The sequence below is a fragment of the Pseudomonas sp. NPDC090203 genome, assembly GCF_044746765.1.
GTDB classification, from domain to species: Bacteria; Pseudomonadota; Gammaproteobacteria; order Pseudomonadales; family Pseudomonadaceae; genus Aquipseudomonas; species Aquipseudomonas putida_AD.
Window position 1 is genome coordinate 1 of record NZ_JBIVCV010000013.1, and the last position, 19,019, is coordinate 19,019.

Here is a 19,019-nt window from a genome sequence, read left to right on the forward strand (position 1 = left end):
TCGTATTTTGCTACAAGATCTCCAGCATCTCCTACGTGACGCCATTCACGCACAACGGGTTCCGTCCTCCGATGAAGCGCCGCGTTTAATCCAGGAGATTGTAAAGAATGGCTCGTTACATTGGTCCAAAATGCAAACTCGCTCGTCGCGAAGGCACCGATCTCTTCCTGAAGAGCGGCGTGCGCGCTATCGAATCGAAGTGCAACATCGAAGCAGCCCCAGGCATCCACGGCCAGCGCCGCGGTCGTCAGTCCGACTACGGCACCCAGCTGCGTGAAAAGCAAAAAGTCCGTCGTATCTACGGCGTTCTCGAGCGTCAGTTCAGCGGTTACTACAAGCAAGCTGCCGGCAAGAAAGGCGCTACTGGTGAGAACCTGCTGCAACTGCTCGAATGCCGTCTGGACAACGTTGTGTACCGTATGGGCTTCGGTTCGACTCGTGCCGAATCGCGTCAGCTGGTATCGCACAAGTCGGTTAGCGTCAACGGCAAAACCGTTAACGTTCCGTCCTTCCAGGTTCGTGCTGGTGACGTCGTTGCTATTCGCGAAAAAGCGAAAAACCAACTGCGTATCGTCCAGGCTCTCGATCTGTGTGCCCAACGTGGCCGCGTAGAATGGGTAGAAGTAGACACTGAGAAGAAATCTGGCGTTTTCAAAAGCGTCCCAGCTCGCAGTGATCTGTCCGCCGACATCAACGAAAGCCTGATTGTCGAGCTCTACTCCAAGTAAGGGCTAGAAAATAGGTGCATCCATGCAGATTTCGGTAAATGAGTTTCTGACACCTCGTCACATCGACGTGCAGGTTGTCAGTCCAACCCGCGCCAAAATCACTCTCGAGCCTCTCGAGCGTGGTTTCGGCCATACCCTGGGCAACGCGCTGCGCCGCATCCTGTTGTCCTCCATGCCCGGCTGTGCAGTAGTCGAGGCCGAGATTGACGGTGTACTCCATGAGTACAGCGCAATCGAAGGTGTACAGGAAGACGTCATTGAAATCCTGTTGAACCTGAAAGGTCTGGCTATCAAGCTGCACGGTCGAGACGAAGTTACGCTGACCTTGTCGAAGAAGGGTTCGGGGGTGGTTACCGCTGCCGATATTCAGCTGGATCATGATGTCGAGATCGTTATCCCCGATCACGTCATCGCTAACCTGGCGTCTAACGGCGCCCTGAACATGAAGCTCGTTGTAGCTCGTGGTCGCGGTTATGAACCAGCAGACTCGCGTCAGAGCGATGAAGACGAAAGCCGCAGCATTGGTCGCTTGCAGCTCGACTCTTCGTTCAGCCCGGTTCGCCGTATCGCATACGTGGTGGAAAACGCCCGTGTCGAACAGCGTACCAACCTGGACAAACTGGTTATCGATCTGGAAACCAACGGTACTCTGGATCCTGAAGAGGCTATCCGTCGTGCTGCAACCATCCTGCAACAGCAGTTGGCTGCGTTCGTCGACCTCAAAGGTGACAGTGAGCCGGTCGTAGTCGAACAGGAAGACGAGATTGATCCGATCCTGCTTCGTCCGGTTGACGATTTGGAACTGACCGTACGTTCGGCCAACTGCCTTAAGGCGGAGAACATTTACTACATCGGCGATCTGATTCAGCGCACCGAAGTAGAACTGTTGAAGACTCCGAACCTGGGCAAGAAATCCTTGACCGAAATCAAGGACGTTCTGGCTTCTCGTGGTCTCTCCCTCGGCATGCGCCTCGACAACTGGCCGCCTGCAAGTCTTAAGAAGGACGACAAGGCGACTGACTGATCGTCGTAATCACCGAACGTTGTGTTTGGTAAGGAATGAACCATGCGTCATCGTAAAATTGGACTTCACCTGAGCCGTACCAGCTCTCACCGCAAGGCCATGTTCCAGAACATGGCGGTGTCGCTGTTCGAGCACGAGCTGATCAAAACTACCCTGCCAAAAGCCAAGGAACTGCGCCGCGTTGCCGAGCCGCTGATCACCCTGGCCAAGGTAGACAGCGTTGCAAACCGCCGTCTTGCTTTCGACCGTACTCGTTCGAAAGAAATGGTTGGTAAGCTGTTCAACGACCTGGGCAAGCGTTATGCAACCCGTGAGGGTGGCTACCTGCGCATCCTGAAGTGCGGTTTCCGCGCTGGCGACAACGCTCCTATGGCGTACGTCGAACTGGTTGACCGTCCTGTCGGTGGCTCTGTAGAAGCCGCTGAATAAGACGTCAAGTCGTTACAAAGAACCGGGCCCAGTGCCCGGTTTTTTTGTTGCCCGCGATTCATGGGAATACAACGCGTTATCAGTTGAAATGAGCGGTTATTGCGCTGATCGCTAGTGATAAAGAGAACTCTCCTCATTTACTCGTGTTTTCGACACCAAATGTCAGAAAATCACTGCTTTTCTTCGTTTTTCTGCCTTTGAAAAGATGACCTTGAGCAGATGTTGGTTCAAACTATCGTCTTTCAAGAAGGAGATTCACGGCGATGCAAGGCCACCCGGACGTCATCGATTACCTCAACACGCTGCTGACCGGCGAACTGGCTGCGCGCGACCAATATTTCATCCACTCGCGGATGTATGAGGATTGGGGTTTCAGCAAGCTCTACGAGCGTATCAACCACGAGATGGAAGAAGAGGCAGGTCACGCTGATGCGTTGATGCGCCGGATTCTGATGCTCGAAGGTACGCCGCGCATGCGCCCGGATGACCTGGATGTAGGCACCACAGTCCCTGAGATGCTCGCCAGTGACCTTCGCCTGGAATACAAGGTCCGTGCCGCACTGTGCAAAGGCATCGCCCTCTGTGAGCAGCACAAGGACTACATCAGCCGTGACATCCTGCGCCTGCAACTGGCAGACACTGAAGAAGATCACACCTACTGGCTTGAAAAGCAGATGGGCCTGATCAAATCCATCGGCCTGGAAAACTACCTGCAATCGCAGCTCTGATTCCGGTTCGATAAAAAAGCCCCTGGCGCGATCTTCGTGCCAGGGGCTTTTTCGTTACTGCTGCCTTCAGGCGATCAGGCGCGATCGCGTTCCAGCAGTGGCTTGAGGTAGTGCCCGGTGTAGGACTGCTTCATCTCGGCCACCTGTTCCGGCGTGCCGGTGGCGATGATCTGGCCGCCTTTAGAGCCGCCTTCAGGGCCCAGGTCCACCAGCCAGTCAGCGGTCTTGATGACATCCAGGTTGTGCTCGATGACCACCACGGTGTTGCCGTGGTCGCGCAATCGGTGCAGCACGTCCAGCAATTGCTGGATGTCCGCGAAGTGCAGGCCGGTCGTAGGCTCGTCGAGGATGTACAGCGTCTTGCCGGTGTCGCGCTTGGACAGCTCGCGAGACAGCTTCACACGCTGCGCTTCACCACCAGACAGCGTGGTCGCCGATTGCCCCAGCTTGATATAGGACAGGCCCACGTCCATCAGGGTCTGGAGCTTGCGCGCCAGTGCCGGTACGGCGTCGAAGAACGCTCGCGCTTCCTCGATGGTCATCTCCAGCACTTCGTGGATGCTCTTGCCCTTGTATTTGATCTCAAGGGTTTCGCGGTTGTAGCGCTTGCTCTTGCACACGTCGCACGGCACGTAGATATCCGGCAGGAAGTGCATCTCGACCTTGATCAGGCCGTCGCCCTGGCAAGCCTCGCAGCGGCCGCCCTTGACGTTGAACGAGAAGCGCCCCGGGCCGTAACCCCGGGAGCGCGACTCGGGCACGCCGGAAAACAGCTCGCGGATCGGCGTGAACAGCCCGGTGTAAGTTGCCGGGTTGGAGCGTGGCGTGCGCCCGATGGGGCTCTGGTCGATGTCCACCACTTTGTCCAGGTGTTGCAGGCCGTCGATGCTGTCGTGGGTGGCGGCCTCCAGCGTCGTGGCGCCATTGAGGGCCGTGGCGCTGAGCGGGAACAGGGTGTTATTGATCAGCGTCGACTTGCCTGAGCCCGATACGCCGGTCACGCAGGTCAGCAAGCCAATCGGAATTTCCAGATCGACATTGCGCAGGTTGTTGCCGCGGGCGCCCTTGAGCTTCAGCGACAGCTTCTTGTTGCGCGGAGTGCGCTTGGCTGGCACCTCGATCTTCACCCGCCCGGACAGGTACTTGCCGGTCAGCGAGTCAGGGTGAGACATCACATCCTGCGGCGTGCCTTCTGCGACGATCGATCCGCCGTGAACGCCGGCACCCGGGCCGATATCGACCACGTAGTCCGCCAGGCGGATGGCGTCTTCATCGTGCTCGACCACGATCACCGTGTTGCCGATGTCCCGCAGGTGGCGCAGGGTGTCGAGCAGCCGGTCGTTATCCCGTTGATGCAGGCCGATGGACGGCTCGTCGAGGATGTACATGACGCCCACCAGCCCCGCGCCGATCTGGCTGGCCAGACGGATACGCTGGGCTTCACCGCCAGAAAGGGTATCTGCGCTGCGATCCAGAGTCAGGTAATCCAGGCCGACGTTGACCAGAAATTGCAGGCGCTCGCGGATTTCCTTGAGGATCTTGTCAGCGATTTCGCCACGACGGCCGGTCAGTTTCAGTCCGCCGAAGTAATCGGTGGCGTCGCCGATAGGCAGGTTGGTCACGGCAGGCAAGGTTTTTTCCCCGACCCAGACATGACGCGCCTCGCGACGCAGGCGAGTGCCGCGGCAATCCGGGCAAGGCTGGGTGCTGAGGAACTTGGCCAGTTCTTCGCGCACGGTCGCCGATTCGGTTTCCCGGTAGCGGCGCTCCAGGTTTGGCACGATCCCTTCGAATGGGTGTGCGCGTTTGACGATATCGCCCCGGTCATTCAGATAGCGGAAGTCGACGTTCTGCGTGCCGCTGCCGTTGAGCAGGATCTTCTGCTGGTCGGCCGGCAGCTCCTTGAACGGCACTTCCAGGCTGAAACCGTAGTGTTTGGCCAGTGAGCCCAGCATCTGGAAGTAATAGACGTTTCGCCTGTCCCAGCCACGTATAGCCCCTTCGGCCAGCGTCAGGTCGCCGTTGACCAGCCGCTTGGTGTCGAAGAACTGCTTCACACCCAGGCCGTCGCAGGTCGGGCAGGCGCCGGCCGGGTTGTTGAAGGAGAACAGCTTGGGTTCCAGTTCGCTGATGGCGTGGCCGCAGATCGGGCAGGCGAAGCGGGCCGAGAAGATGACCTCTTCACCAGGCTCGTCGTCCATCGGCGCAACCAGTGCGATGCCGTCCGCCAGTTTCAGTGCGGTCTCGAAGGATTCTGCCAGGCGTTGCTGCAGGTCGGCGCGAACCTTGAAACGGTCCACGACCACGTCGATGGAATGCTTCTTCTGTTTATCCAGCTTGGGCAGCTCGTCGAGCTCGCACAGCTTGCCGTTCACCCGCGCACGGACGAAGCCCTGGGCGCGCAGCTCATCGAACACCGCCAGGTGCTCGCCCTTGCGCTCGCGCACCACCGGCGCCAGCAGCATCAGCTTGCTGCCTTCAGGCTGGGCCAGCACCAGGTCGACCATCTGGCTGACGGTTTGCGCCTCCAGCGGGATGTCGTGGTCCGGGCAGCGGGGCGTGCCTACCCGCGCATACAACAGGCGCAGGTAGTCGTAGATTTCAGTGATGGTGCCCACGGTGGAACGCGGGTTGTGCGACGTGGACTTCTGTTCGATCGAAATGGCCGGAGAGAGGCCTTCGATGGTGTCCACGTCCGGCTTTTCCATCATCGACAGGAACTGGCGGGCGTACGCAGAGAGCGATTCGACGTAGCGGCGCTGACCTTCGGCGTAAAGCGTATCGAACGCCAGCGACGACTTCCCGGAGCCCGAGAGCCCGGTGATGACGATCAGCTTGTCGCGGGGCAAGGTCAGGTCGATGTTTTTCAGGTTGTGGGTTCGAGCCCCACGAATCAGGATCTTGTCCAAGGCGGCCTCGCACGGCGGGCGTAAAACACTGGAGTATACGGCCAAATACTGGATGGATGCACACTATTGCGCTGGCTTGCGCCGTACGTAAGAAAAAGAATTTTCCTGCGATGCGCGGCAAAGCGTCGTATGTGCTGTACATCGATGGGACTGGTAGAATCGCCGCCGGTTCACATGAGGTTCTTCCATGCACGATTCTCACAGCGAGCGCATGAGTGGCAGCGAAACCCGCGCGGCGGGCGGTCTGGCGCTGGTGTTCGCGTTCCGTATGCTTGGCATGTTCATGGTGCTGCCAGTCCTGGCCACCTATGGCATGGACCTGGCAGGCGCAAGCCCGGCACTCATTGGTCTGGCGATTGGCGCTTATGGCCTGACCCAGGCCGTGCTGCAAATCCCGTTCGGCATCATCTCCGACCGCATCGGCCGTCGCCCGGTGATTTACCTGGGCTTGATCGTCTTTGCACTGGGCAGCGTGCTGGCCGCGCAGTCGACCTCCATCTGGGGCGTCATCGCCGGCCGCATCCTGCAAGGCGCGGGCGCGATTTCCGCAGCCGTGATGGCATTGCTCTCGGACCTGACACGCGAACAGCACCGCACCAAGGCCATGGCCATGATCGGCATGACCATCGGCGTGTCGTTCGCCATCGCCATGGTCGTCGGCCCGATCCTGACCAGCGCTTTCGGTCTCAAGGGGCTGTTCCTGGCGACTGGCGCGATGGCCCTGCTCGGCATCCTGATCGTTGCGTTCGCCGTTCCCAAATCGACAGTCACGTTGCAGCACCGCGAATCCGGGCTTGCCCGACAGGCGCTGGGTGCGACGCTTCGTCATCCGGACCTGCTGCGCCTGGATTTGGGTATCTTTGCGTTGCACGCGATGCTCATGTCCAGTTTCGTCGCGTTGCCGCTGGCACTGGTGGAAAAAGCCGGCCTGCCCAAGGAGCAGCACTGGTGGGTCTACCTCACTGCACTGCTGATTTCCTTCTTCGCGATGATCCCGTTCATCATCTACGGGGAAAAGAAGCGTCAGATGAAGCGTATTCTGCTCGGCGCCGTGATGGTGCTGATGCTCACTGAGCTATTCTTCTGGGAGTTCGGCAACACGCTTCGGGCACTTGTCATCGGCACGGTGGTCTTTTTCACGGCGTTCAACCTGCTGGAAGCATCGCTGCCTTCGCTCATCAGCAAGGTGTCTCCGGCAGGCGGCAAGGGCACGGCCATGGGGATCTATTCCACCAGCCAGTTCCTCGGTTCGGCGGCGGGCGGCATCCTTGGCGGGTGGCTGTTCCAGCATGGCGGGCTCGGTGTTGTGTTCCTCGGCGGCGCCGGTCTGGCCGCCATCTGGCTGGCGTTTGCTGTTACCATGCGTGAACCTCCGTACGTGACCAGCCTTCGCTTGCCATTGTCGCCAGAAGCCCAGCGCGATACAGGCCTTGCCGATCGCGTGTTGGCCGTACGTGGAGTAACAGATGCAGTAGTGGTGGCCGACGAGGCCGCCATCTATATCAAATTTGACAAAGAACTGTTGGATCGGGCGTCTTTCGACGACGTGGTCAATCCAGCGTCGGAAACGGTTGAAGCCTAGGAGAACGTTATGGCCCGTGGGGTTAACAAAGTCATATTGGTCGGCACATGCGGCCAGGATCCCGAAGTTCGCTACTTGCCTAACGGTAACGCCGTGACCAACCTGAGTCTGGCGACCAGCGAACAGTGGACCGACAAGCAAACTGGCCAGAAAGTCGAGAAGACCGAATGGCACCGTGTTTCGATGTTCGGCAAGGTCGCAGAGATCGCCGGCGAGTACCTGCGTAAAGGCTCGCAAGTCTACATCGAAGGCAAGCTGCAGACCCGCGAGTGGGAAAAAGACGGCATCAAGCGCTACACCACTGAAATCGTCGTCGACATGCAAGGCACCATGCAGTTGCTGGGCGGCCGTCCACAGGGCGACGCTCAACAAGGTCAAGGCGGTGGCGGTTACCAGAACTCCGCACCTCGTCCTCAGCAATCGCGTCCGCAGCCAGCTCCTCAGCCACAGCGCGAGTCGCGCCCGGCTCCGCAACAGGCGCCGCAGCCGGCTCCTGATTTCGACAGCTTCGATGACGATATCCCGTTCTGATCCCACCGGATCAACCGCGGTAACGCCATGAAAAAAAGCCCCCGGCAAGCTCAGCTTCCGGGGGCTTTTCATTTCGGCAAGGTACATCGATCAGCCAAACCGCACGCCATCTACCAAGCGTTTCGCCAGCCAGGGCTGTTTGAGTTTTTCCAGCCACCATCCAAGTGCGCGGCCTTCTTCATCGCCGCGCCAGCCCACGTAGAGGATGTTTGGCTCTCGCGGGTCGGCCATCTGTTTTTCCAGCAACTGGCCGCTTTCCAGCAATGAGCTGACCCGATGACGCGGCAGCCAGCCGACGCCAAGGCCCTGAAGCTGGGCTCGGATCTTCGATTGCATGGTGGGAACGGCCAGGGTCTGTTGGCCGCCGGAAACGCCGTAGGTGCGGCCCTCGCTGGTGCGCGAGGAGTCGGCGACGACGATTGCGCGATGTTTCAGGATCGTGGCCCGATCAATACTGCCGGTAACCTTCGCCAAGGGGTGTCTGGGTGAGACGGCGAACACCCAGTCCAATTGGCCCAGTTGCATCCAGCGCAGCGACGCGATCTTGGGCGGCTCGTTGGTGGCACCAATGACCAGGTCGGCCTGGCCATTTTGCAGCACTTCCCACACGCCCTTGAGTACTTCGTGGGTGAAGCGTAACGGCACGCCGGACTCGAGCGCGTCGAACTCCTGGATCACTGGCAGCAGGGTTTCGAACTCCAGCAGCTCGTCGGTGACGATGCGCAGACGGCTTTCCCAACCGTTGGCCACTTGCTGCACGCGCTGGGTGAGCCGCCCCAGTTCGTGCATCAGGCGCGCGGCTTCCTCGACCAGCAGCTCACCGGCAGGCGTCAGTTGCAGGCGATAACGACGGCGGTCGAAGAGCAGGGCGTCAAAGCGTTCTTCCAGTTGCCGGGCGGCATAAGACACGCTGGAGGGTGCCTTGCCCAAGCGAGCGGCAGCCCGGGAAAGGCTGCCGGTTTCGCGGATAGCGTCGAGCAGGGCGAAGTCGTCAGTGGACAACATGTTCCAATCCTTCGAACGAAAGAGCCTTGCGAGAATAGATCAGGCGCAACGTTTTGGCGCTTAGTTCTTGCTGTCGAGGAAGGCCTGGATCTTCGGCACCACGAACTCAGGCTGCTCTTCCATGATCCAGTGACCGGCTTTGGGCACGACCAGGCCCTCTACATGATTGAAGGCTGATGCTGCGTAGGTCTGCATGCTGGCGCCGAAGGACTTCTCACCGCCGATGGCCAGCACTGGCATGTTCAGCTTGCCGACTTTGGCGAAGCGCGCCTGATTGTCGATGGCGTCCTGGGAGAACGCGGCGAATTGATTGAACGCCGAGTGAATGGCGCCGGGGCGAGCGTAAAGCGCGGCGTAGTGGTCGCGGGTCTGTTCGTCGATCTTCGATGGATCGTAGGACATCTCGTTGTAGAAGCGATCCAGATAGATGCGTTCGCGACCGGCCACCAGGCGCTCGACATCCGGCCCGCGGAAGTTGAAGTGCCAGACGCCCTGATTCAGCAGAAACGCCTGCCATTGGCCCAAGCCTGGCAGTGGCGCGTCCATCAGCACCAGGCGGCTGACGCGCTCCGGGTACTGCGAGGTGAAGGCGTAGGCGACCATGTTGCCGATGTCGTGTGCGACCACTTCGGTCGGGCCGACCTTGAGTGAATCCAGCACGCCGACGATGTCTTTGGCCTGATTCTGTTTGTCGTAGCCGTCGTCAGGGTGGGCGGAAAAGCCCATCCCACGCAGGTCCGGCACGATCACCCGATGGTTTTTCGCAAGTTCCACCGCCAGAGGCTGCCACATGTCGCCGGTGTCGGCGAAGCCATGCAGCAACACCACCGCCGGGCCTTTACCGCCGACCCGGACATGCAGGGTCGTGCCGTTGGTGGCGATTTCCTTTTCCGTAAAGCTGGCAGGGAAGGGTTTGACATCGGCCATGGCGGAAACGGAGGACAGGGCCGAAACAATTGAAGCAAGGGCGAGCGATAAGCTGATCTTGAACATGATGACCTCTGGAGGAAGATGATGTTGTGCTCCGGCCGGTCGAGGGACCGGCCAGAACCTGCGCGTTACTGCGCTTCGTTTTGCGGGAACAGCGCGCGACGGGTTTCTTCGTCGAACTCGGCCTTGAGCACCAGTTTCTCTTTCAGGCCCAGGGCACGTTGCGCGGCAGGGCGTGCGCTGATTTCATCGACCAGGCGTTTGACGTTCGGGTAGCCGCTCAGGCCCGCTTCGCCGAGGATGTAACCGGCGTAGTTGGCCCAGCCCCACAGCGCCATGTCGGCGATGCTGTATTGGTCACCGGCCAGGTAGCGCGAAGTGGCGAGCTTGTTGTCGAGCACTTTGTAGTGACGTTCGACTTCCTTGAAGTAGCGATTGCGGGCGTACGGCAGGGCTTCCGGGGCGTGGTGCAGGAAGTGCACGGCTTGGCCCGAGAAGGGTGACAGACCGGTGGCGATGAACAGCAGCCAGGACAGCAGCTCGGCATTGCCTGCAGCGGTGGTCGGCAGGAAGCGTTGGTGTTTCTGCGCCAGGTACAACTGGATGGCGTGGGAATCGAACACGGTCGCGTCGCCATCGACCAGGGCTGGCACCTTGGCGTTCGGGTTGATCTTGAGGAAGGCGGGCAGGTGCTGTTCGCCCTTGAAGGTGTCCACGCCGATCAGCTCGTAAGGCACTTGCAACTCTTCGAGCAGCAGGGCGACTTTCATCGGGTTCGGCGAAGGGTGGAAATAGAATTTCATGGTGTGGCCTCAGATGATTGGCAAGTGGGTCAGTCGCGAAGGTGCGGCTGAATCTGAGGGCCATGTTGCGCGGATGTCGTTCGAATGACTTACGGGTTATTGCGTGAAAACGTTCGTAAAAGTAGAACGTGTAGCAGCCCGGCCGGGCGGCGCTCCGCTTGCCGGCGGGGGCGATTGATCTGACGCCCCCGCCGGCAAGCCGTGCTGCTACGGGATGGGGTGGTTACAGCCCAAGGTCCGACAGCCCCGGATGATCATCCGGGCGGCGGCCCAGCGGCCAGTGGAACTTGCGCTCCGACTCCTTGATCGGCATGTCGTTGATGCAGGCAAAGCGGCGGTGCATCAGGCCGTCTTCGTTGAACTCCCAGTTCTCGTTGCCGTAGGAGCGGAACCAGTTGCCCGAATCGTCGTGCCATTCGTAGGCGTAACGCACGGCGATGCGGTTGTCGGTGAAAGCCCACAGTTCCTTGATCAGCCGGTAATCCAGCTCCTTCTTCCATTTACGGGTGAGGAAATCCTTGGCTTCCTGGCGATTTGTGGCGAATTCGGCGCGGTTACGCCACTGGGTGTCCAGGGTGTAGGCCAGCGAGACTTTCTCGGGATCGCGGCTGTTCCAGCCATCTTCGGCCAGGCGAATCTTTTCGATGGCTGACTCACGGGTAAAAGGGGGAAGTGGCGGACGAGTTTGGGCAGTGGACATGGCAGAGCCTCCAGACGGTCAGTGGATACGGCGTTTAGTGGAGCGTTCTTGAAGCGCAGGCCTTCAGCGTGCGCGAGGCAAGGCCTGTTTCAGCAACAGCTGCGCAACGTCCCTTGCGCTGTCGGCGGCCCGGTAGTCCCCCATGACACGAGCCATGGTGATGGCGCCTTCCATCAGGATCAGCAACTGGGTGGCCAGTGCTGACGGATGTTCGATGTTCAGTTGCTCGCACAACTCCTGTGTGTAATCGAGCAGCTTCTGTTTGTGCAGCCTGGCGATCAGCCGGATCGGGTCGTTCGGATCGCCCACTTCGCCTGCGGTGTTGATAAAGGCACAGCCGTGAAACCCTTCGGATTCGAACCAGCCCTTGAGCACCGTGAACATGTTGAGGATGCGCCCATGGGGCGTTTGCGCTTTGTCGGACTCGGTCCTGAACCACTGCATCCAGCGCACGTCGCGGGCGTTGAGCGCAGCGGCGGCGACTTCGTCCTTGGTGGCGAAGTAACGGTAGATGCTTTTTCTGGCCACGCCCGAGGTCTTCACCAGAAGGTCCATGCCGGTGGCGTGGATGCCGTTCTCGTAGATCAGCCGCTCGGCGGTGGCGAGGATTTTTTCCCGTGTGTCTGTCGTCGGTGTGTTCATGTTTTTAAGGTAGAACGATCGTTCTCCCTGGTCAAGGTGGTTTAAGAAAAATTCCTGCCGACGCGATCAATGGCTGGCGACGCAGATGAAGGTTTTGCCCTCGAAGCGAACTTGCTGGATGAAATTCGATCAGTTCTTTGGGGCGCTGATTTCCCTCAGCCCAAGCCCGCGTTCCTCAACACACAAGGAGTGACCTGCGTTTTGTCGAACTTCAAATCCGTCCTTGTCCTGTGCCTGATGCTTTGCGTCAGCAGTTTTCACGTATCGGCCGCCGACCCTGCACCTGCGGCCAGCACCGCCCAATCCACCGCGCCGGCAGACCCTGCGCCTGCGGCGGAGCCCGCCAAACCGGAGTTGCTGGTCAAGGGCGGATTGCTGGGTGCCATCAGTTCCAGCATCGACAGCGTCCAGGACAAGCTCGACCTGGATGGCAACCTGATCGACTCCTGGCGCCTGCGTGCCGACCGCGCAGCCGATGAAATCGATACGCTGGTCAGCAAGCCGCTGACCCGGTCTCCCTGGAGCATCCTGGGGGACTTCCTCATTCTGTCGGTGGTGTGGATCGGCACCTTCCTGTTGATAAACCGCATCGCCATGTTTGTCGTCGGGCGCCTGTCGCGGCATCGGTTGCTGATAAAACGGGAGCGCACGGTGGGAGTGCTGGGCTACGTGCTGCCGTTTACGCTGCCGGCGCTGGTGTGCCTGCCGCTGACGCTGTACGTCAGTCATTTCATGTCACCTTCGATTGGCCGGGCGCTGGCGCTGTGCTTCGCTTATGCGACCAGCAGCGGTATTTTCTCCACGTCGGTGCTGATGTCGGTGATCGTGCTGTTCAACTCCGGGCACAAACGCCCGGCGGTGAAGATCATTCGGGGTTATGCGCCACACCCACTGTTCATCATCGGATTTCTCGCCGCCCTGAGCGACGCCCTCACCAGCCCGCAGATTTCCCGGCAGTTCGGCGGCAACGTGACCACCAGCATCGCGGCGTTCACCGGGCTCATGGCGTCGGTGATGTTCTGCATTGTCGTCATTCGCATGCGCAGACCGGTGGCGCACCTGATCCGCAATCGGCCTCTGAGCGCGCGCCTGGCCCGACCGGCGCTGCAGCAGACCTTGAAGATTTTCTCGAGCCTGTGGCATTTGCCGATCCTGCTGATGATTCTGGTGTCGGCGGTCAACCTGATCGGTGCCGGCGAAGACAGCCAGGAGGCCCTGCGCTGCGCATTGCTGACCACCGTGCTGCTGATCGGGACGGTGTTTCTCAGCACCCTGTTCCAGCACATGTTCAAACCGGCAGAGGCGCGCACCGAACGGGTCTACAAAGAACGTCTGCTGAGCCTGTTGCACGCGGTACTGCGCATCGCGCTGGCAATCGGGTTCATCGAGATCCTGGGGCGGATCTGGGGCTTCTCGCTGTTCGAGTTCGCCCAACGCAACGCGCTGGGCAAGGTCATCAGCGACTCGTTGAGCAGCATCGGGCTGATCTTTCTCGTCACCTGGCTGCTCTGGGTGGTGATGGACACCGCGATCCAGGAAGCGCTGAAGCCGCCGACCAACAGCCGCTCTTCGCGCCAGCCCAGCACCCGGGTCAAGACCATCCTGCCGCTGTTGCGCAACGCGATCAAAATCATCCTGGTGGTCATCTGCACCATCACCACCATGGCTAACCTGGGGATCAACGTCGCGCCGCTGCTGGCCGGTGCCGGGGTGGTCGGCCTGGCCATCGGTTTCGGTTCGCAACAATTGGTGCAGGACGTGATTACCGGCCTGTTCATCATTATCGAGGACACCATCTCCATCGGCGACTGGGTGGTGCTGGATTCCGGCCATGCGGGCACCGTGGAGAGCCTGACCATTCGCACCCTTCGCCTGCGCGACGGCAAAGGTTTCGTGCATTCGGTGCCGTTCGGGCAGATCAAGGCCGTGACCAACCAGTCCCGCCAGTTCGCCTATGCGTTCTTCTCGTTCCAGTTCACCTACGATTCGGATGTGGATTCGGCGACCTCGCTGATTCGCGAGGCGGGGCAGGCGGTGTCCGATGACTTCCTGCTGGCCAGCAAGCTGCAAGGGCCGCTCGAGGTGTTCGGGCTTGATCGCATGGACATGAACGGCATTGTGATCACCGCGCAATTCCGCACCTCGTCGGGCGGGCAGTATGCGGTGAGCCGCGCATTCAACGACAAACTCAAACGCCTTGTGGATAAGTCCACGGACGTGCGTTTCGCGCAAACTTATCCACAACTGGTGATGAGCCCGCACAACGGCCAGTTCTCGCAGATGGAGGAGGGCGATGAGCAGCAGGCGTTACCGGGCAAGACGTCGGTGGTGAACAAGGACGGTTCCGAAACCCCGGTGTAAGTGAGCCCTTGTAGGAGCGCGCTTGCCCGCGACGGCGGTGTGTCAGGCACAAATTCAGCGTCTGGCACACCGCGGTCGCGGGCAAGCGCGCTCCTACGGGGCGAATGGGATTATCTGAACAAACGGTCCCGTACCTGGAGCATGACCTGCTGCTCCAGTTCGCCCCAATACTGCGGCTTGCCGGCGATGATGGCGGCGATGGGGATGCCGTCGCGGTACACCAGACGATTGCCCACCACGGCGGGCACCTTGGCGCCGGGCAACAAAGTGCCTGCCAGATTCAGTGGATCGACGCCGCTGACGCCGATCAGGCTGCCGTCCAGTGGCCGCTTGCGGACTTCGCGCAGCAGTGGAATCGCTTCGGGCAAGGCAAATTGTTCGCCCGCAAGCCCGGCGATGAAACGCCCGCCGCGAATGTCGCCCCGGGCTTCCAACCGGTGGAAGGTACGCAGCAGCTCGCGCCAGGTGGGCAGCCAGTCTGCTTCACGCTCCAGCAAGCGCCAGAACACCACGCCGTACCGCCGCAGCAAGGTCATGGCGATGTGCTCGAGGGTATCGCTGTCCAGGCGTTGAGTGGATGCCGACGCTGGCGCCCGGCGCAACAGGGCCCAGCGCCCGGCGTCATCCATGCCGCCGATGAACGCCCCACGATTGCGCCGGCTGGTGTGCGCCGCGCGCTTGCTGGCGGGGGTAATGAGTGCGCGCAGCCCGGCGAAACTGTCGGCGTTGACCAGGCCGGCGCCAACCAGCTCCTGCAAGGCGTTTTCCAGTTCGGTGCGCAGCAGGTGCGCTTCGCTGGTCAGCTCATCGAAGAACATCGCGCCCTGGGTCGAAAGCACCTCATGCACCCGCTGGGCGCGCAACGACAGTTCGGTGGGCGCGGGCTGTTCAGTCAGGCCGCTCCACAAGCGCACCTGTGGACGGGGCAGCAACACAATCGGCGTACTGCGCAATGCAGCGCTGGCAACCTTGTTGCGGCTGGTCAGACGCATCCACACCACTTTGCCGGACCGACACAGGTCATCCAGCCAGCTCGGGGAATAATCCTTCAAGCGTGCAGGAAGAATGTCGCTGTCCCAGGCGCCGGCGGCTGCGGAAAATCCTTCCAGTTGATCCACCACTTCCGGCAAGGCGGCCTTGCCCTGGCTGAGGGTCGAAGCGGACAGGTGCTGCCAGTCGAACAGAAAACGGGTGAAGTCCTGCAGCGATACCGGCTCGATCTCCCGGCGCAGGCGTTTGACCGTGTAGCGATGGATGCGCGACAGCAGATGCCGCTCGCACCACTGTTCTTCGCTGGCGCCAGGACTGAAGCGGCCGCGCAGCACGTAGCCCTGGTTTTCCAGTTGGGCCAGTGCCTGGGCGACATCGCCCCGGGCCATGGCCAGCGGCCCGGCGATGGCGGTAATGGGCAGCGGGCCAAAGCCGCTCAGGCGTGCGCGCAGCAGCTCCACCCGGGCATCGTCTTCATTCCAGACCTCATCAAAACCGGCCAGCGCGGCCAGTGGCGGGTGCATTTCGGCGGTCGGGTACAGCGCCTGCAAACAGGTCAGTCGCTCAAGTGGAACCCACAGGGCGCTTTCCGGCGTGATTTGCAGACGCGTCGCACGCCCGGAGCGGGCGAGGCTTTCCAGCCACGTCATCCAGCCCTGGTTTTTCCGAGCCTCGACGCCACTGATGCAGCCCAGGCTCATCAGCGCTTCATGGATTTCGTCGGCATTGTGCGGTTGCGGCCAGGCTTCCTGACCCACTGCGGTGATGGCATCCGCGTCGAGGGCGCCCAGATCGTCGCTGGATTCCGGGTCGCTCCAGCGCCGGTTGAGCACCGCCTGGGTGCGCCGCTCTTCCAGCGGCGCGTCGTCGAGAAAGCTGTAGGGTTTGGCGCTGAGTATTTCCGCAGCCAGTGGCGAAGGGGCCGGCAGGTCGCGGCTGATCAGGCGCACATCGCCGGTTTCCATTCGCCGCAGCAACGCCAGCCAGCCCTCGGCGTCCATCGCTTCGTGCAGGCAATCGTCAAGGGTTTGCTCGACCAATGGGTGATCAGGCACTTCACGTTCCCCGACGAGGTTTTCAAGACAGGCGATCTGGTCGGGAAACACCGTGGCGATCAGGTCTTCACTCTTCATGCGCTGAAGTTGCGGCGCGACTTTGCGGCCTCCTGCATAACGCGGCAGGGCCAGCGCCACACCGGCGTTCCAGCGCCAGCGCACGCCGAACAAAGGCGCATCCAGTACCGCTTGAATCAGCAGGTGCTCGGCCGTGTTGGCGTTCAGATAGCGCCAGACTTCATCCAGGGCAAAACTGTGGCTGGTGGACAGCGACAGCACAATGGCGTCCTCGCTGGCGGCGGCCTGCAATTCGAAATTGAAGGTGCGGCAGAAACGCTTGCGCAGCGCCAGCCCCCAAGCCCGGTTGATGCGGCTGCCGAAGGGCGTGTGAATCACCAGCTGGGTGCCACCGGATTCGTCGAAAAAACGCTCCATCACCAACGTGTCCTGGGACGGCAAGGCGCCAAGGGCCGAATGGGCGCGGGCCAGGTACTCGACCAGTTGCCCGGCGCTGTCGGTGTCCAGGCCCAGGGTGCTCATCAACCAGTCGATGCAGGGCCTGAGGTTGCCCGGATGCTCGCTCAACTGTTGGTCGATCCCGGCCTGCAAGCGGGCGACGGCAAAGGACAGTTCATCGCTGCGCCCGGGCGCCTCTCCCAGCCAGAACGGGATGTTGGGCGGCATGCCCTGGGCATCTTCAACCCGCACCCGGCCTGCCTCGATGCGCAGGATACGGTACGAAGTATTGCCCAGCTGGAAGATATCGCCGGCGATGCTTTCCACCGCGAAATCCTCGTTGACTGTGCCGATGTTCAGCGCCTGGGGTTCGAGGATCACGCTGTAGTCGGCGTTGTCCGGAATGGTCCCGCCGCTGGTGACGGCGGTGAGTTTGCTGCCCCGTCGCCCGCGCAGCGTCTGGCTCACGGCGTCACGGTGCAGATAAGCGCCGCGCACGCCCTGACGCCCGCTGTAGCCCTCGGCCAGCATGGCGAGCAGCGCCTGATAGTGGCCTTCATCGACCTCGGCGTAAGGCGAGGCCTTGCGAAACATCGCCAGCAGGGCCTGCTCTTGCCATTCCTGGCAACTGACCTCGGCGATGATCTGTTGCGCCAGCACGTCCAGTGGCGCCTGGGGAATCAACAGGGTGTCCAGTTCGCCACGGCGTACGCAGTCCAGCAACGCGGCGCATTCGATCAGATCGTCGCGGGAAATGGCGAACAGGCGGCCTTTGGGCGTGCCGCCGACGTGGTGCCCGGAGCGGCCGACCCGCTGCAGAAAGGCTGCGATGGAGCGCGGCGAACTGATCTGGCAGACCAGGTCCACATCACCGATGTCGATGCCCAACTCCAACGAGGCGGTGGCGATCAGCACCTGCAGATCGCCGCGCTTGAGCCGTTGCTCGGCATCGAGGCGCTGCTCCTTGGCGAGGCTGCCGTGATGAGCCGCTACCGCGTCTTTGCCCAGGCGTTCGCTCAAATGCCGGGCCATGCGTTCGGCCAGACGGCGGGTGTTGACGAAGATCAGCGTGGTGCGGTGTTCGCGGGCAAGGTCGGCGAGCTTGTCGTAGACCCGCTCCCAGACATCGTTGGCCATCACCGCCGTCAGCGGCACGGGCGGCACTTCGATGGCCAGGTCGCGAGGCCGGGCATGGCCGATATCGACAATGGCGCATGGCCGGCTGACCGGATCGCTGCCCACCAGAAAGCGTGACACTCGCTCGATGGGCTTTTGCGTCGCCGACAGGCCGATCCGCAGCAACGGCCTGTCACACAACGCCTGCAAACGCTCAAGACTCAATGCCAGATGGCTGCCACGCTTGCTGGCGGCGATGGCGTGGATCTCGTCGACGATCACGGTTTGCGTGCTCGACAACATGCGCCGGCCTGAATCCGAACCGAGCAGCACGTAGAGCGATTCGGGCGTGGTCACCAGAATATGCGGCGCCCGCTTGCGCATCGCCGAACGCTCCTTCTGCGGCGTGTCGCCGGTGCGCACCGCGGTGCTGATACGCAGCCCCGGCAGGCCTTGCTGTTCGAGCTGTTCGGTGATGCCCGCCAGCGGTTGCGCAAGGTTGATCTGGATGTCGTTGGACAGCGCCTTGAGGGGCGAGACGTAGACCACGAAAGTCTGCTCGGGCAGTTCGCCGCCTGCTTCAAGGCCCTGATGGACCAGGTCATCGATCACCGCCAGAAATGCAGTCAAGGTCTTGCCGGAGCCGGTGGGTGCGGCGATAAGCGTGGACTGGCGCTGCTTTATCAACGGCCACGCCTGGGCCTGAGCCGGCGTGACAGCGGCAAATCGGCTGGTGAACCATGCGCTGACCGCCGGGTGGAAGGCTGCGAGCACAGGGTCCAGGGGCTTGAGAAGGTTCATGAATGGGTTTATGCGGGCACCGGGGGACAGATGCAAGTCCCTGTGATCGGTGTCACGCCTTCTGTTGGAGCGCGCTTGCCCGCGACGGCGTTGTATCAGTCAATGTATTGATGGCTGGAGAAACGCAGTCGCGGGCAAGCGCGCTCCTACAGTCCATGAGGCGAAGGTCCGGTTGTTGGGCGAAACTGCTACAACGTGCTATGTTTGCGGCCGTTTTTCACCTATTTTT

The 19,019-nt window shown here is 61.1% G+C and carries 14 protein-coding genes; 7 read left to right on the forward strand and 7 right to left on the reverse strand.

Going from position 1 to position 19,019, the window contains the following annotated elements; genetic code table 11:
- Window positions 1–107 precede the first annotated feature (107 nt).
- From rpsD to bfr, 4 genes are all read left to right on the forward strand, one after another.
- Window positions 108–728 carry a 30S ribosomal protein S4 gene (gene rpsD / locus ACIPO9_RS21155; protein ID WP_274134916.1) on the forward strand — a complete coding sequence of 207 codons (621 nt, stop codon included), beginning with the start codon at window positions 108–110 and terminating at the stop codon, window positions 726–728.
- A 22-nt stretch (window positions 729–750) separates the two neighbouring features.
- On the forward strand, window positions 751–1,752 hold the full coding sequence (locus ACIPO9_RS21160) for a DNA-directed RNA polymerase subunit alpha (protein ID WP_400783302.1): 1,002 nt from the start codon (window positions 751–753) through the stop codon (window positions 1,750–1,752).
- Between the two features lie 42 nt (window positions 1,753–1,794).
- Window positions 1,795–2,181: a 50S ribosomal protein L17 gene (rplQ, locus tag ACIPO9_RS21165; RefSeq protein WP_400783304.1), complete on the forward strand. Its 387-nt coding sequence runs from the start codon at window positions 1,795–1,797 to the stop codon at window positions 2,179–2,181.
- A 263-nt stretch (window positions 2,182–2,444) separates the two neighbouring features.
- Window positions 2,445–2,909, forward strand: a complete 465-nt coding sequence (bfr, locus tag ACIPO9_RS21170) for a bacterioferritin (RefSeq protein WP_274134915.1) — start codon at window positions 2,445–2,447, stop codon at window positions 2,907–2,909.
- A 74-nt stretch (window positions 2,910–2,983) separates the two neighbouring features.
- On the opposite strand, the gene uvrA is transcribed toward bfr, so the two are convergent.
- Window positions 2,984–5,818, reverse strand: coding sequence for an excinuclease ABC subunit UvrA (gene uvrA / locus ACIPO9_RS21175; protein WP_400783307.1), 2,835 nt, complete (start codon window positions 5,816–5,818; stop codon window positions 2,984–2,986).
- 187 nt (window positions 5,819–6,005) lie between these two features.
- On the opposite strand from uvrA, the gene ACIPO9_RS21180 reads away from it, so the two are divergent.
- The gene (locus tag ACIPO9_RS21180; protein ID WP_274134912.1) at window positions 6,006–7,400 is read left to right on the forward strand and encodes an MFS transporter; all 1,395 of its coding nucleotides are present in this window, start codon (window positions 6,006–6,008) and stop codon (window positions 7,398–7,400) included.
- A 9-nt stretch (window positions 7,401–7,409) separates the two neighbouring features.
- The gene (locus tag ACIPO9_RS21185; protein ID WP_274134910.1) at window positions 7,410–7,931 is read left to right on the forward strand and encodes a single-stranded DNA-binding protein; all 522 of its coding nucleotides are present in this window, start codon (window positions 7,410–7,412) and stop codon (window positions 7,929–7,931) included.
- A gap of 90 nt (window positions 7,932–8,021) precedes the next feature.
- Here the strand turns inward: ACIPO9_RS21185 and ACIPO9_RS21190 are convergent, their stop codons facing one another.
- From ACIPO9_RS21190 to ACIPO9_RS21210, 5 genes are all read right to left on the reverse strand, one after another.
- Window positions 8,022–8,936: a LysR family transcriptional regulator gene (locus ACIPO9_RS21190; RefSeq protein WP_274134908.1), complete on the reverse strand. Its 915-nt coding sequence runs from the start codon at window positions 8,934–8,936 to the stop codon at window positions 8,022–8,024.
- A 60-nt stretch (window positions 8,937–8,996) separates the two neighbouring features.
- Entirely contained in the window at window positions 8,997–9,929 is a 933-nt protein-coding gene (locus tag ACIPO9_RS21195; RefSeq protein ID WP_400783309.1) for an alpha/beta fold hydrolase, read from the reverse strand.
- A gap of 65 nt (window positions 9,930–9,994) precedes the next feature.
- Window positions 9,995–10,669 carry a glutathione S-transferase family protein gene (locus ACIPO9_RS21200; protein ID WP_274134905.1) on the reverse strand — a complete coding sequence of 225 codons (675 nt, stop codon included), beginning with the start codon at window positions 10,667–10,669 and terminating at the stop codon, window positions 9,995–9,997.
- A 223-nt stretch (window positions 10,670–10,892) separates the two neighbouring features.
- Complete coding sequence (locus ACIPO9_RS21205) at window positions 10,893–11,369, reverse strand: nuclear transport factor 2 family protein (RefSeq protein ID WP_274134903.1); 477 nt, start codon at window positions 11,367–11,369, stop codon at window positions 10,893–10,895.
- Between the two features lie 63 nt (window positions 11,370–11,432).
- Entirely contained in the window at window positions 11,433–12,011 is a 579-nt protein-coding gene (locus ACIPO9_RS21210) for a TetR/AcrR family transcriptional regulator (RefSeq protein WP_400783311.1), read from the reverse strand.
- 237 nt (window positions 12,012–12,248) lie between these two features.
- Here ACIPO9_RS21210 and ACIPO9_RS21215 point away from each other — a divergent pair, with 237 nt between their 5' ends.
- Window positions 12,249–14,372: a mechanosensitive ion channel family protein gene (locus ACIPO9_RS21215; protein WP_400783497.1), complete on the forward strand. Its 2,124-nt coding sequence runs from the start codon at window positions 12,249–12,251 to the stop codon at window positions 14,370–14,372.
- Window positions 14,373–14,482: 110 nt separating this feature from the next.
- Here ACIPO9_RS21215 and ACIPO9_RS21220 read toward each other — a convergent pair whose 3' ends face one another.
- The gene (locus tag ACIPO9_RS21220; protein WP_400783314.1) at window positions 14,483–18,790 is read right to left on the reverse strand and encodes a DEAD/DEAH box helicase; all 4,308 of its coding nucleotides are present in this window, start codon (window positions 18,788–18,790) and stop codon (window positions 14,483–14,485) included.
- Window positions 18,791–19,019 lie beyond the last annotated feature (229 nt).

Coding starts and splice junctions, on each gene's coding strand:
- ACIPO9_RS21160 (WP_400783302.1), top strand. CDS start 751: ATGCAGATTTCGGTAAATGAGTTTCTGACACCTCGTCACATCGACGTG.
- ACIPO9_RS21220 (WP_400783314.1), bottom strand. CDS start 18,790: ATGAACCTTCTCAAGCCCCTGGACCCTGTGCTCGCAGCCTTCCACCCG.
- ACIPO9_RS21180 (WP_274134912.1), top strand. CDS start 6,006: ATGCACGATTCTCACAGCGAGCGCATGAGTGGCAGCGAAACCCGCGCG.
- rpsD (WP_274134916.1), top strand. CDS start 108: ATGGCTCGTTACATTGGTCCAAAATGCAAACTCGCTCGTCGCGAAGGC.
- ACIPO9_RS21195 (WP_400783309.1), bottom strand. CDS start 9,929: ATGTTCAAGATCAGCTTATCGCTCGCCCTTGCTTCAATTGTTTCGGCC.
- ACIPO9_RS21215 (WP_400783497.1), top strand. CDS start 12,249: ATGCTTTGCGTCAGCAGTTTTCACGTATCGGCCGCCGACCCTGCACCT.
- ACIPO9_RS21185 (WP_274134910.1), top strand. CDS start 7,410: ATGGCCCGTGGGGTTAACAAAGTCATATTGGTCGGCACATGCGGCCAG.
- ACIPO9_RS21200 (WP_274134905.1), bottom strand. CDS start 10,669: ATGAAATTCTATTTCCACCCTTCGCCGAACCCGATGAAAGTCGCCCTG.
- ACIPO9_RS21210 (WP_400783311.1), bottom strand. CDS start 12,011: ATGAACACACCGACGACAGACACACGGGAAAAAATCCTCGCCACCGCC.
- ACIPO9_RS21190 (WP_274134908.1), bottom strand. CDS start 8,936: ATGTTGTCCACTGACGACTTCGCCCTGCTCGACGCTATCCGCGAAACC.
- bfr (WP_274134915.1), top strand. CDS start 2,445: ATGCAAGGCCACCCGGACGTCATCGATTACCTCAACACGCTGCTGACC.
- ACIPO9_RS21205 (WP_274134903.1), bottom strand. CDS start 11,369: ATGTCCACTGCCCAAACTCGTCCGCCACTTCCCCCTTTTACCCGTGAG.
- rplQ (WP_400783304.1), top strand. CDS start 1,795: ATGCGTCATCGTAAAATTGGACTTCACCTGAGCCGTACCAGCTCTCAC.